12 protein-coding genes and 2 pseudogenes (1 of these 14 only partly in view) are annotated in these 13515 nt (G+C 36.5%); 10 read left to right on the top strand and 4 right to left on the bottom strand.

Going from position 1 to position 13515, the window contains the following annotated elements; translation table 11 throughout:
* The 3 genes and pseudogenes from A3H37_01810 (at nt 1) to A3H37_01820 (ending at nt 2885) form a co-directional block, all read left to right on the top strand.
* Nucleotides 1–1114 (top strand): annotated as a pseudogene (locus A3H37_01810) (ferredoxin).
* 202 nt (nt 1115–1316) lie between these two features.
* Entirely contained in the window at nt 1317–1829 is a 513-nt protein-coding gene (locus A3H37_01815; protein OGL50569.1) for a hypothetical protein, read from the top strand.
* A 24-nt stretch (nt 1830–1853) separates the two neighbouring features.
* Nucleotides 1854–2885: a hypothetical protein gene (locus A3H37_01820; GenBank protein ID OGL50570.1), complete on the top strand. Its 1032-nt coding sequence runs from the start codon at nt 1854–1856 to the stop codon at nt 2883–2885.
* A 10-nt stretch (nt 2886–2895) separates the two neighbouring features.
* Here the strand turns inward: A3H37_01820 and A3H37_01825 are convergent, their stop codons facing one another.
* On the bottom strand, nt 2896–3087 hold the full coding sequence (locus A3H37_01825; GenBank protein ID OGL50571.1) for a hypothetical protein: 192 nt from the start codon (nt 3085–3087) through the stop codon (nt 2896–2898).
* A gap of 126 nt (nt 3088–3213) precedes the next feature.
* On the opposite strand from A3H37_01825, the gene A3H37_01830 reads away from it, so the two are divergent.
* Genes A3H37_01830 through A3H37_01855 form a run of 6 tightly spaced genes read left to right on the top strand, consistent with a single transcriptional unit; the run spans nt 3214 to nt 10202 of the window.
* Nucleotides 3214–4380 (top strand): UDP-4-amino-4,6-dideoxy-N-acetyl-beta-L-altrosamine transaminase, encoded by a 1167-nt coding sequence (locus A3H37_01830; protein OGL50572.1) that lies wholly within the window; start codon nt 3214–3216, stop codon nt 4378–4380.
* A gap of 39 nt (nt 4381–4419) precedes the next feature.
* Nucleotides 4420–5388, top strand: a complete 969-nt coding sequence (locus tag A3H37_01835) for a UDP-4-amino-4-deoxy-L-arabinose-oxoglutarate aminotransferase (protein ID OGL50573.1) — start codon at nt 4420–4422, stop codon at nt 5386–5388.
* A 2-nt stretch (nt 5389–5390) separates the two neighbouring features.
* Nucleotides 5391–6326, top strand: a complete 936-nt coding sequence (locus A3H37_01840; protein OGL50635.1) for a hypothetical protein — start codon at nt 5391–5393, stop codon at nt 6324–6326.
* Between the two features lie 20 nt (nt 6327–6346).
* Nucleotides 6347–7312, top strand: coding sequence for an NAD-dependent dehydratase (locus A3H37_01845; protein ID OGL50574.1), 966 nt, complete (start codon nt 6347–6349; stop codon nt 7310–7312).
* Between the two features lie 12 nt (nt 7313–7324).
* Nucleotides 7325–8221 carry a hypothetical protein gene (locus tag A3H37_01850; protein ID OGL50575.1) on the top strand — a complete coding sequence of 299 codons (897 nt, stop codon included), beginning with the start codon at nt 7325–7327 and terminating at the stop codon, nt 8219–8221.
* A 34-nt stretch (nt 8222–8255) separates the two neighbouring features.
* Nucleotides 8256–10202: a hypothetical protein gene (locus A3H37_01855; protein ID OGL50576.1), complete on the top strand. Its 1947-nt coding sequence runs from the start codon at nt 8256–8258 to the stop codon at nt 10200–10202.
* 181 nt (nt 10203–10383) lie between these two features.
* On the opposite strand, the gene A3H37_01860 is transcribed toward A3H37_01855, so the two are convergent.
* Nucleotides 10384–11106, bottom strand: coding sequence for a cytochrome C biogenesis protein (locus A3H37_01860; GenBank protein OGL50577.1), 723 nt, complete (start codon nt 11104–11106; stop codon nt 10384–10386).
* The gene (locus A3H37_01865; GenBank protein ID OGL50578.1) at nt 11099–12115 is read right to left on the bottom strand and encodes a hypothetical protein; all 1017 of its coding nucleotides are present in this window, start codon (nt 12113–12115) and stop codon (nt 11099–11101) included. Before A3H37_01865 ends, A3H37_01860 begins: the two co-directional genes overlap by 8 nt.
* A gap of 224 nt (nt 12116–12339) precedes the next feature.
* On the opposite strand from A3H37_01865, the gene A3H37_01870 reads away from it, so the two are divergent.
* Nucleotides 12340–13206 carry a cation transporter gene (locus A3H37_01870; GenBank protein OGL50579.1) on the top strand — a complete coding sequence of 289 codons (867 nt, stop codon included), beginning with the start codon at nt 12340–12342 and terminating at the stop codon, nt 13204–13206.
* 134 nt (nt 13207–13340) lie between these two features.
* Here the strand turns inward: A3H37_01870 and A3H37_01875 are convergent.
* A pseudogene (locus A3H37_01875) lies at nt 13341–13515 on the bottom strand (hypothetical protein) (it continues 368 nt past the right edge of the window).

A 13515-nucleotide genomic window follows, 5' to 3' on the forward strand; every position in this document is an offset into this window, starting at 1 on the left:
AGGATTCTTGCTTTTAACAAATATCCCTGCAATACAGAGATTATCTGATATTTTCTTTGATTTCTCTGAAAAGTATTTTCTAAGCGTCAAGCAACCATATTTTCACATAAGCTATCTTTTGGGTGCGGTTTTTATTCTTGTTCTTGCTTTAAACCGCAGAATAATGAGGTTCTGGTGCCGTGCCCTGTGCCCTCTCGGCGCCCTTATGGGGATTGCATCATGGTCATCAATCTTTGGAATGGAAAAAAAGCATGAGAGATGCACAGACTGCAACCTATGCCTTGTCCACTGCCAGGGAGCCTGCGAGCCAATCGGAAGGGTTAAATGGAAGGCGTGGGAGTGCCATATCTGCTTTAACTGCAGGGTTGTGTGTCCTGAGGACGTCATAAGATTCAAATTCTTCCCAAAGGATGAGGCAATTGAATCAGTCCCTGACCTCAGCAGGAGAAGAATTTTAAGAAGCGCTTCACTTGGCCTCATAATACTCCCCTTTTCAAGAGTAAGTGATGAATTTAAAGTTAATTACAATTCAAGATTAATCAGGCCTCCGGGCTCACTTGAAGAAAAAGAGTTTCTTGCAAGATGCATTAAATGCGGTGAGTGTATGAAAGTATGCCCGAACAATGCCATCCATCCATCGCTGCTTGAATCAGGAATTGAAGGAATCTGGTCCCCGATTATAATTCCGAGAATCGGTTACTGTGAATACACATGTGTCCTCTGCAGCCAGGTCTGTCCCACAGGGGCTATAAAGAAAATAACAGAGGAGGAAAAACTTGGAATAAAAACAAAGAAACCAATAAAAATCGGGCTTGCGTTTTACGACAAGGGGAGATGCCTTCCCTGGTCAATGGCAACCCCTTGCATTGTATGTGAAGAGTGGTGCCCGACTCCCAAAAAAGCTATATGGCTTGAAGAAACCCTTGTAACTTCTCCCTCAGGAGAAAAGATAAGGGTCAAGCTTCCCTATGTAAATCCTGAGCTCTGCAATGGATGCGGCGCTTGCGAAACAAAATGCCCAGTTGCTGACAGACCAGCAGTCTATGTTACAAGTATTGGCGAATCAAGGTCAAAAACAAACCAGATTCTGCTGAATCCATATGGAAAGAAGTAAAGGAGTGAATAGTCATTGGCAGGGTGGTGAAAAACTCAATGAATGTCATTGCGAGCGCAGCGAAGCAATCTCGGTTTCTTATAAATCAATTAATTTCAGATTGCTTCGTCACTTCGTTCCTCGCAATGACGGTTAAAAAAGAACTTTTTCAGCAACCTTTTAGCGAATAGTATTTAATGAAAATATTAAAGGAGGATTCTCAATGAAAAAAGGCTTTATTTTCTTTTTAATCTCCGTAGTTTTATCTATTTCCACGATTTCTTTTGCAGAGGAAGAACTCGTAAAACTTTTGCCAGAGCAAATGAAGGGAACACGTTTCAAAACCCCGTATGGGTATAAAATATATGATGACCGTTCTCTTTATGATTATATTGATGGCGGCGCCCCTTTCTACATTGACAAAGGATTCCTGAAATTAATCAACAACGAATATCTTGAGGGTGATGACTCTTTTATAGTTGATATCTATATGATGAAGGATGATAAAAGCGCAGCTAGCCTTTTTAATGCAGTCAAGAAGAAAGACGCAAAGCCGCTCAGGATTGGAAAAGAAGGACAGGAAGGAATAAATCAGGTTGAATTTTTTCAGGATAAATATTTTGTAAGAGTGGCTGCATTTAAAACTGACACCAAAACTAAAGACACAATAAAAAAATTTGCCGAAACGACTTTATCAAACATTACTAACCGTTCAGCAAAACAGAAAAAGAAATAACTCTATATCCTCAGGAGAACAGCTATGAACTCTTCACGGAGAAGTTTTATTAAAAAATCATTTCTCGGCTCTGCATTTCTCGCTGGTTCAAAAATATTAGGAATACCCGCAGATGAACTATTCGCTTCCGATGAAAAAGTTGCAGTTCAACTGAGAAAGGGGATTGGAAATCTATTTTTAAAAAACGGCAAACCATTATTAATTGCTGTTGAAGGCAGCAATAAAACAGAAATGCTTAAAAAAGGAATTGAAAAGCTTGGAGGTTTTGACAAACTGGTTAGAGGAAGAAACGTTATTCTGAAACCAAACGTTGTTGCGCCGGGTCCCTACCCAGTTTCAACCGACCCTGATTTCCTCATTGCTGTAGGAAAAACAGCAATTGATGCAGGAGCAAAGAAGGTTTCAATATTTGATTCTCCCGGACGCTCCGAACGTATTTTCAAACTAATGAACCTTTATGAAAAAACCGCAGGAACTGGAATAGAATTATTACCTATTGATGCAACTGTTGCCAAATTCTTTGTGGCTGTTAAAAATCCCGCATGGGAGATAATGAAAGAAATCAGCATATCAACACATTTGAAAGAAGCTGACGTAATCATAAATGTTCCTGTGGTTAAACGCCATCTTGAAGCCGGTTTCAGCTGCGCAATGAAAAACCATTTCGGTTCTGTCTACGGACCAAACCGCTGGGACCCCCATGCAAAACTCCACAAAGGCGGCTCGTTTAACACATGGGATGAGTCATTTAAGGTTCCATTCAAAAAAATCGCTGCAGAGTTTTCAGATGCTGTCAGGTGCGAGCTAAATATAGTTGATGCGCAGCATCTTCTTATAAAATCAGGGCCTCTTCTTGACGGAGCCGAAATAAAAAAGGATGTGAACAGGCTTATTATTTCCGGAGATATAGTTGCAACTGACGCATACTGTTCATCACTTATGGTTAAGCATGATACAACCTACTCAACTGACTTATGGGAACCTGCAATAAAATATGGTGAAAAGCTCGGACTTGGAATATCAGATATTAAGAAGGTTGAATTAATTGAAATATAAAAAATATTTTCTACTTAGAAATGGATTCTATTGCCTTACGTGTCAGAGCAAATTCTGGATTTATTCTTAAAACAGTCTTAAATTTCTCTTCTGCTTTGTTTAATAAACCCATGTCTCTATACACAACTCCAAGGTTAAAATGGGCTTCTGCGTAATCTGAAAAAACCTCTTTTGCCTTTTTTCGCTGAGCTTTTTCTTCCATAATTTTTTTTAATCAAATTATAATAAAAACTCTTTTGGCAAAATAATCATTTGCTAAGCTTATTAAAAGTATTATAATACCAAAATATTTTCAATAAATTAAGAATTTTTATAAAGGTTTTATAAAATGAAGCGTGAAAATTTTCTTCCCTTTTCTCTGCCTACTATTGAAGAAGATGAGATTTCTGAAGTTGTGGACTCTTTGCGTTCAGGATGGATAACTACCGGTCCTAAGGTAATAAGGTTTGAAGATGATTTTAAAAAGTATATTGGCTCACCTCATGCAATAGCTGTTAACTCAGGAACAGCAGGGCTTCACATATCTCTCATGGCTTCAGGAATATGTGACGGAGATGAAGTTATCACAAGCCCGATGACCTTTGCAGCTACCATAAACACTATTGTTTTGCAGAGAGCAAAACCGGTTTTTGTTGATATAGACCCGGATACGTTTAATATTGATACTGAAATAATTGAAAAGAGAATAACCAGAAGGACAAAAGCGATAATCCCAATCCATATTGCAGGGCAACCCTGCAATATGGATAAAATCATGAATATTGCTAAAAAATATAATCTTATTGTTATTGAAGATGCTGCTCACGCAGTTGGAACTGAGTACAAAAAAATAAAAATTGGCAATATCAGCGATCTTACTGTTTTCAGTTTCCACCCAATAAAAAACATGACTACAGGTGAAGGCGGAATGATAACGATAAAAGATGAAGTGATTGCTGATAAACTCAGGCTATTGAGGTTTCACGGAATAAGCAAAGAGGCATGGAAACGCTACGGGAAAGAAGGTTCCCCTCAGTATGAAATCCTCCTGCCCGGATTAAAATACAATATGCTTGATATCCAGGCAGCAATGGGAATTCACCAGCTAAAAAAACTGGACAGATTTATAGAAACAAGAAAAAATATTGCGCAGAAATACGACAAGGCATTGAAAGACATTCCAGAAGTAATCATTCCCGGAAGAGTTGATTATGAGTGCCTCCATGCCTGGCATCTCTATATAATAAAACTCAGGCTTGAAATGCTCAAAATCAGCAGGAATGAATTTATTGAAGAATTAAAAAAGGAAAATATCGGAACAGGCATACATTTTACCGCTGTTCATCTTAACCCCTTTTACGAAAAAGAGTTTGGGTTTAAAAGAGGGGATTTTCCAAATGCTGAATTTGCCTCTGACAGGATAATCTCTATTCCGCTTTACCCGCGAATGAAGGATGAAGACGTTGATTACGTGATAGACAAAATAAAAAAGATTGTGAAATTAAACAAGAGATAATATAAATAATAAAACTTACAATAAATTACTTTAAGAAAAATGGAAGAAAAACAGGAAATAACAGCAGATAAAAAGAATCATCAATCACCTTACCTTAGCATAGTAGTCCCTGTTTGCAATGAACAGGAAAACCTCGCTCATCTCTACTCAAGATTAAAAAAGACCCTTGATAGCCTCAACTCATCATATGAAATCATTTTCATTGATGATGGCAGCAGGGATAAGTCATGGGACATCCTTGAGGATTTCAGGAACAAGGATAATCTTATAAAAATATTTCAATTTAACCGCAACTATGGTCAGCATACAGCAATTCTTGCAGGTTTTGAACTGTCAAGAGGAGAAGTAATTGTAACCATAGACGCAGACCTTCAGAACCCTCCTGAAGAAATTCCCAAGCTTTTAAAAGAGATTGAAAATGGCCATGACGTTGTTGGAGGATTGAGAAAGAACAGAAAAGACCCTTTTTTAAGAAAATTTATATCCAAGGTAGGTAATAAGGTTCTTGCAAAAATAACTGGAATAAAGCTTAAAGATTACGGGTGCATGTTGAGGGCTTACAGGAAAGAAGTGGTAAAAAGGATATGCGATGTCAATGAGTTCTCAAGTTTTTTTATTCCGGCGCTTGCTTACACATATGCCAACAATCTGATAGAAATCGTTGTAGAACATAATGAGAGGCTTGAGGGAAAATCAAAATATAACTTATTAAAACTTGCAAAGCTTAATTTTGACATTCTGACAAGTTTTTCTCTTATACCAATTCAGATTATAACACTTTTAGGCTTCTTTATTGGTCTGACCGGAGGAACATTTGGGGGAATCCTTATCCTTTTAAAAATATTTTTCAATGCATCAAACGGATTTCTTACCCTTATTTCTATCCTTGCAGCGTTTACAGGACTTCAGGTTTTCCTTCTTGGATTAATAGGTGAATATATTGGAAGAATCTATGTTGAGGTAAGGAAAAGGCCCCGTTATATTATCAACGAAAAAAATAATTCTTGAAAATGCGAATATTAGTTTTTGGTTATCACAATGTTTGCCATGTATGTCTTGAAGAACTTCTCAGACTTGATGAAAACGTAATTGGTATTGTAACCCACAGCGATGACCCAAATGAAAATATATGGTTTAAATCAGTTTATGAATTAGCTGCTAAAAACAATATTCCTGTTTTTTCCCCTTCTGATGTAAAAGAAGACAGTTTTTATGAAACAGTAAAGAAACTTGATCCGGAGATAATTTTTTCATTTTACTATCGCTATATTATACCTGAGAAGATTCTGAAAATACCTCGCTATGGTTCCATAAACCTCCACGGTTCCCTGCTTCCAAAGTACAGAGGGAGATGCCCTGTTAACTGGGTATTGGTAAATGGCGAGAAAATAACAGGTGCGACACTTCACTATATGGAAAAAAGTCCTGACACAGGAGATATAATCTCTCAGAAAGAGGTGCCAATTTCAGATAATGACGATGCCTTTACACTCTTTAATAAAATTACTGAAGCAGCAAATATCCTTTTTAATGAAACATGGCCTCTCATAAAATCAGGGAAATCTAAGAGGATTCCCCAGGACCCGGCAAAGGCAACATATTTTTCAGGAAGGAAACCTGACGACGGACTGATAGACTGGAAAAAAAGTTCAGAAGAAATTCATAACCTGATACGTGCAGTCACACACCCCTATCCCGGAGCATTTACCTTTTATAAAGGGAAAAAGCTATTTATCTGGAAATCAGTATTGATATCAGATATAGATAACTGCAATAAACTCTCAGGAACAATCTTAAAAATTGATAGTGTAAACGGGATGGTTGTCAAAACAGGTACTGATTGCATTGGAATTAAGTCCCTTCAATTTCAGGAAGAAGAAGAGATAAGAGAAAAAAAACTATATAAATATTTCTCTCATACAGAGGGAAAACTTCTCGGAAATTAAATAAATAAGGAGGATTTTCATTGAAAGTATTAATTACAGGAGGAGCAGGTTTTCTGGGGTCCCATCTTGGAGATGCGTTTCTCGCAAAAGGCGATGAGGTCTTTGTTCTTGACCAGGCAAAGGATTTTAAAATCAGGCATAATCTTGGAAACCCAAAGTTCCATTACTTCCAGGACTCAATCCTTAACGAAGAAATACTCGACAGTCTTGTTTTTAAAACAGACCTTATTTATCATATGGCTGCTGTGGTCGGTGTGGAACACTATGTTGGAGACCCATATAATGTCTTAAATGTAAATATCAACGGAACGCAGAACGTCCTGAAGGCTGCTTTCAAATACAACAAGAAGATTATATTCACTTCCACCTCTGAAGTTTATGGCAGGAACCCGAAGGTTCCATTCAGCGAAGACGACGACAGGGTTCTTGGTTCCACAAGAATAGACAGGTGGTGCTATTCCACATCAAAGGCAGCAGGAGAACATTTCTGCTTTGCCTATTATAAAATGGGTTTGCCTGTTGTAATTTTAAGGTATTTCAATGTTTACGGACCAAGACTTGATAAAATTGATGTGGGAAGAATATTAACTATTTTTATGGGGCAGATTTTAAGAAATGAACTCCTCTCTGTCATAGGTGACGGGATGCAGACGAGGTGTTTTACTTATATAGACGACGCAATAAAGGCAACCGTCGCAGCAGGGTTATTAAAGGAGGCTGAAGGAAAGATATTCAATGTCGGGGATGAAAAAGAAACTACAATTAAAGAACTGGCAGAGAGAATGATAAAAATCTCAGGAGCAAATACTACCATAAAATATGTGACAAAAGAATCAGTATACGGAGACAGCTATGAAGATATACAAAGGAGGGTTCCAAAGGTAGAATTAATGAACAATATTTTAAAAGTCCACGCAGAAACTTCTCTTGACGATGGGTTGAGAACGACAATCGAATGGTTTAGAGCCATAGGGAAAAACTTTTAGAAACTGGAAAAGATGAACCTCAGCATAAAAGTTGATGTGGATACCTATCAGGGGATGAAAGAAGGAGTTCCTAACCTTTTAGAAATTTTCGGAAAGATGAAAATCAGGGCTTCATTTTTTATTGCTATGGGCCCTGACAATTCAGGAAAAGCAATCAAAAGAATTTTCAGAAAAGGTTTTTTAAATAAAATGCTCCGCACAAAAGCCCCGAGTGCATACGGGATAAAAACTCTATTATACGGCACTCTCCTCCCGGCACCTCTTATTGGAAAAAACTTTGATGCTCTGTTTCTGGAAATAAAAAATTCAGGGCACGAAGTCGGTATTCACGGGTACGACCATGTAAAATGGCAGGATGAACTGGATTTCATGAATTATAACGAATTTAAGGATGAGTTTAAAAAAGCTGTTGACGAATATATACGCATATTCAAAACCAACCCCACCTCATCAGCTGCCCCTGCATGGAAATGTAATGAAATAAGCTTTTCAATTGAAGATGAAAACAACCTTCTCTATCACAGCGACACAAGAGGGGAGCATCCCTATTTCGTTAAATTCTCATCTTCAATTTTCAAAACCCTTGAGATACCAACTACCCTTCCAACGCTTGATGAGATTTACGGTCTTGAAGGCTTCTCAGAAAATAACATAATCCCCTTCTATCTCTCTCAGCTTAATAACGACAAATTGAATGTTCTGACCATCCATGCTGAAATGGAAGGAAAATGGAAAAAAGAGCTTTTTGAGGAATTTCTAAAAAAAACATCTGAACTTAACTGCAATTTTATTACACTGGAAAAAGCGGCGGGGAAATTAATGGCTTCAAAAGAAAATATTCCTGTCTGCGAAGCATCGCAGTCGGTTATACTTGGAAGAAGCGGCAAGGTCTTCTGCCAAAAACCCTGAATAATGTCTCCAACACACTCTTTTTCAAAAATATATGGAAGAAAACTCAATAAATTCTCACGAAAATAGAATAATCTCTTTATTGCTTATAATCAGCATAATACTCCTTGGCACTTTCCTTCGGATTTTTATGTTAGGAGATATTGGATTTTGGGGAGATGAGATCCAGTCAGTATCATTTGCTAAAAAAAATATATCAACACTGCTGCAGTACATCTCGAAAACAGAATTCTCCCCTCCCTTAAACTACATAGTCCTCCACTTTGCATCTTATTTTGGGAAAAGCGAATTTATATTCAGGCTTCCTCTTGCCCTTTCAGGCATAATAACAATTTATGTAATTTACAAACTTGGCAGCCTGCTTTTTACATCTAAAGAGGGACTGGTAAGCGCATTTTTGCTTGCAATCTCCCCTTTCCATACCCTCTATTCGCGCGATGCCAGAATGTATTCACTGTTCACTCTTTTCTCTTTATCTTCATATCTGTTTTTTTATCTCGCATCAAAAAATAATAAATTGTTTCTATGGATATTATATTCTTTCAGCATCACCCTTTCTCTTTACACTCACTACTTTATGGTTTTTGTAATATTTTCCCAATTTATCATTGTCTTTATCTTTATCTCTGAAGGCGCTCAGTTTTTTGGACGAATAGCCTCAAAATTCTTTTTATCACTCGCTTTTTCTTTCCTGCTCTTTCTACCATGGATTCCATCATTGATCCGACAGTTATCTATCAATCAGCAATTCATCACAAAAGTATCAGTATCAGGAGTTCTCCTGTGGATAATTGATGAAACTTTCAGATGGCTTGGAACAGGAACATTACCCGGAATGTTTTTCTTCTTGCTGATTGTTGCCTCAGGAATTCTTTTTTCTATTAAAACCTTCAGGCACCAGACCTTCCTCCTTTTATCTGCATTCTCAATCCCAATACCTTTTACAATTTTTCTTGTAATATTTCGCAACTGGCTTTTTCAGCCAAGATACATCCTTTTCATACTCCCATTTTATTTAGTCCTTGCTGCGAGAGGAATATGCGAAACAGGAACTAGATTAAAACGCTTTAAAATAAAAGAATCTTTATCAATTTTTCTGCTGCTAGTAACTATATTCTATCTTTCACTTTCTCAGGTAGAAAATATCTTCTCCCTTGAAAAAGAAAACTGGAAAGATGCTGCTTCATATATCTCCAGAAATATGCACCACAAGGAACTTCTTATTGTTCAGCCGTCATGGGGTTTCTGGGCACTTGATTATTACAAGAGCTTGAATTATTCTGATACATCGTTAGCAGATGAGAATATAAAAAAAACCGGTGTATGGTTTGTAAAACCCTATGATGGCAAGCCAGGAAAAGATTTAGAGAAAACCACTGGTTCACCTTTTACACTGAAAAGAAGCTTTAAAGGATGGAATACAATAAATATTTGGTATTCCTCTTCAAATCTCGAAGAATTAAACTTTCCATTTTTATCGTTTCGCAATACAAATAAAATGGAAAATAAATATGATAGAGAATTTAAAATGGACTGGTCATGGTTTTCATCATCTGGCAAATCTCCAAAGTATTCATTCTCAGAAAATTCTTTTATCCTGGTTTCAAAATCTCCGTTAAAAAACTATCTGCTTTTATCATCTCCGATTCTGCTTTCAGATTCTGACTCAGCTATAAATCATAAATCTTTTAATGGCTTATACTGCTCAGCGAGAATCAAAGCATCAAGCCGCAAAATATTACCCAGAATGGACTTATACTTTTATAACAAAAATAAGGAAAATATATCTATTGCTGGATTGGAAACTAAAGGTTTTATGACAGGCGATTTCACCCACTGGGGATGGATAAGCGAACCTGTAAATATTCCCAGCAATGCGTTTTTCGTTAAAGTAGCTTTTGAAATACCTGAGATTGATAACGAAGGCGAATGGGTGATGTTTGATAATATTAAATTCTACGGTTTTAGCTCCAGTCCTTAGAATCAAGTTTTAAAAATCTTTTCTTGAAAAGAAAAGCCAAATTCCAAAACCCGTCACCCCAGAGGTTTAACTTGCTGTCATCTTCCCTCTTGACATAATAAAATTCAATTGGAATCTCTCTTGTTTTTAAATCCATGTTTTAAAAAACTACTGATTCTTTTCGTTATAGATAAAAAATATTTCATATATTGATTTTCCATGGAATATAATAGGCTAAAATCTGCAAATTATTTGAAAATATCAGAAGCCCTATTATAACCAGCAACAATCCAGAAATTATTTCAATCTTTCTAAAATGTTTTTTTATGGATTTGAAAAGTTTAAGGAATGTGTTCATTGCAATTGCAGTAATTAAAAACGGAATCCCAAGCCCTAAAGAATAGACCGACAGGAGTAAAATCCCCTGCAAGACTGTATCCCTTGTAGAAGCAAGGGCTAAAATTGCGCCAAGAATCGGACCAATGCATGGAGTCCATCCAAATGCAAAGGCAAATCCAACAAAAAACGAGCCTGCAATCCCGTAAGTTTTTTTCCTGACATTAATCCTTTTTTCAATATCAAGAAATCTTATCCTGAAAATTCCCATCGTATGAAGACCAAATATTATAATTATTATTCCTGCAAGCTGAGTAAAAAGTGATAATTTTGAAAGCAAAAACTTTCCGGCTATTGTGGCAGATGCACCAAGCACCACAAATACAATGGAAAATCCTGCTATAAAAAAAATGGAATTCAAAGTAACTTTGTTTAAATTCTTTTTACCTTCCACTCCTTCTTTGAACTCTTCCATTGATATGCCTGATATAAAGGATATATAAGCAGGTATGAGCGGAAGCACGCACGGCGAGATAAAAGAAAATATTCCTGCAGCAAAGGCTGTAATAAACTCAATGTTATTATTCACCTACATATTCCTTTAATCTTTTAACTTCATCTTTACTTGCTAAAATAACCAGTGTTGAATCTGACTTAATTATTATATCAGGTCCGGGATTGTAAATAAAATCATCTCCTTCAGATTCACGGATTGCAAGCACAGGTATGCCAAACTCTTCATAAACGCCTATCTCTTCTAACCTCTTTCCTATGGCTTTAGATCTCTCAGAAATTTTCACTTCTTCAAATCTGTATATCTCATCTCTCTCTCTCAGCATTTTATCAAGGAAAGTAACAACATGAGGCCTTACCATTTCAGAAACCATCCTTAATCCGCCAATGGCGTTCGGAGACACTACTGAATCAGCTCCTGCTTTAATCATCTTTGACCTTGATTGCGGATCAATCACTTTTGCAATAATTCTGATATTCTTGTTCAGTTCTCGCGCTGTAACTGTTACAAACAGATTGTCTTTATCATCAGGAAGGGCTGTCGCAATCCCTTTTGCGTGCTTTATGCCTGCTTTCAGAAGTATATCATCATCAGTTGCATCTCCTATTATGTAATGGAATTTCCCCTCTTTTTTAATCCGCTCAAAATTTTCATCCTCCTTGTCTATAACTACAAAGTCTCTCCCTGTTACAAGCAGTTCTTCAATTATAAAAAACCCTGTTGAACCTGCACCGCAAACAATGAAATGTCCCCTTTTTTTCTCAATCTCTTTTTCCATTTTTTTCCTCCATAAAACCTTTGTAAGGTCTCCCTCAACAATAAAAGCTGTAATAGTACTCATTCCATAAAGAAGAACACCCATTCCTGAAAATATAAGAAAAATTGTATATATCCTTCCTGCAGGGTTATGGCTTAAATCAAATATTTCACCATACCCAACAGTTGCAATAGTAATAATTGTCATATAAGCACAATCAAGAAGACTCCAGTAATTGTCTGTTGCTATTCCTACAATCATATAGCCTGATGTTCCAATAACAATTACTGCAACTATTAAAAAAACAGCCTGAAATATCCGTTGCATTTCTTTACCTCTCCTGAAACCATTATTTGAAAAAATTAACTCAAAATAGACTTACAGTCAATCACTTGCTTACACTAATTTTTAATTTAAACTGAGTCTCAAAAAACTTCAATAAAAATAAGCGGTTACAATTCGTTTGACTTTTTTAAAAACAGCTTGATATTAATGTTATGTAGCTACAGGCTTTAGCCTGCGAAAAATTATTCTCACTAAGTTAGAAACACATGGAACAGATAAGAAAAAAAAAGAGGCGTGCAGCTTCATATTCTATAATAAGCAATTCTACCCTTATTGTACTAAAAGGTATTGCAGGCTTCGTCACTGGCTCTATTAGTATAATCGCTGAATCAATTCATTCCGCAGTAGATCTTTTAGCTGCTGTAATCGCTTATGTGGCAGTTAGTTATTCAAGCAATCCTCCAGATAAAAAACATCCTTATGGCCATGGAAAGATTGAGAATATAGCAGGAGCTATAGAAGCAATTTTAATATTTGCTGCAGCTGGATATATAATATATGAATCGATTTTGAAAATGACCAAAGGGTTTGAGCTGGAAGCACTCGGATTGGGAATATTTGTTATGTTTATTTCAGTAGTGGTTAATATCCTTGTGTCTCGGTATCTTTTGAAGGTCGCACGTGAAACTTCATCAATTGCCCTTGAAGCTGATGCTGCTCATCTTACAACAGATGTATATACTTCATTAGGAGTTTTTGCAGGGCTTTTTGCTGTCAAATTGACAGGCTATAATATTCTTGACCCGATAATTGCCATAGCTGTAGCACTCTTTATTATAAGAGCTGCATATCTGATAACCAAAAAAACTGTTCTTGATCTTGTAGATTATTCAATTCCTGATGAAGAGGCTGAAAAAATCAGAAAAATTCTCAAAGAGCATCAGGATAAGTTTATAAGCTATCATAAATTCAGGTCAAGAAAATCAGGCAGTGAAAGACAGATTGACTTACATCTTGTAATGGCAAACGGAATAAGCCTCAGTGATGCACATAAATTCTGCACTCATATCGAGAAGGATATTGAGAGAATTCTTCCAGGTTCAATAGTTACAATCCACGTAGAACCAGCATAGGGAAAATCCTAAATACTAAATCCGAAATCCTAAACAAATTCAAATGACCAAAATTCAAATCTCAAAGCAGTTCAGAACATTGAAATTTTGAATTTTGATATTGTTTAGGATTTAGATATTAGAATTTAGAATTTTTATTCTGATGCTATCCACTCCGTCTCCCCTATCCCTTTTGCAAAACAGATGTAGCGGACTTTCTTTGGAGTGATTTTTATCAGCTTCATCAACTGCGGCGGCGGTGGGTTTATCCCCTTCATCTCCTTTTTAAAGCTCTCAATCTCTTCTTTGAAAAGCTGAAAGGCTTTCATT

Source organism: Candidatus Schekmanbacteria bacterium RIFCSPLOWO2_02_FULL_38_14 (assembly GCA_001790855.1).
Taxonomy (GTDB): domain Bacteria; phylum Schekmanbacteria; class GWA2-38-11; order GWA2-38-11; family GWA2-38-11; genus 2-02-FULL-38-14-A.